Source organism: Pseudomonas sp. 05N434, from assembly GCF_056396965.1.
Window position 1 is genome coordinate 1 of the sequence record NZ_JBFTMK010001192.1, and the last position, 375, is coordinate 375.

A 375-nucleotide genomic window follows, 5' to 3' on the forward strand; every position below is an offset into this window, starting at 1 on the left:
GCATAAGCATTCAATCAAAACGACATAACCGCCGAATTCCGGACACCACGGCGAAAAATTGCGCCTGGCAATGCCCCTTGCTATACACGCATACGAGGGCGCCGACAGTGCGGCCATGAACAAGAAAAATCTTCGACCGTGACGTTCTGCAGAGGCCATCAATCCAGCCACCCCGTCACCAACACCGAAAACCACCTCCCCGCCGCCCTGCAACGCGCTGAACACGCCGAAGCGCAACTGCGGGCGATGCAAAACAGCCGAGCCTGGCGCACCCTGCAGAAACTCAAGAAAGTACTGCATCGCGCCTGACCGAAAGCCTGCGCAAAAATAGTCTGAATTCAGGGGTTTACAGAACCAACCCAATCGCTATAATCG

Annotated in this window: 1 pseudogene; it reads left to right on the forward strand. The window is 55.5% G+C overall.

Annotated elements, in window-relative coordinates:
• Window positions 1–144: 144 nt before the first annotated feature.
• Window positions 145–309, forward strand: a pseudogene (locus AC1DLB_RS32380) (FkbM family methyltransferase); the annotation flags it as partial.
• Window positions 310–375: the final 66 nt, after the last annotated feature.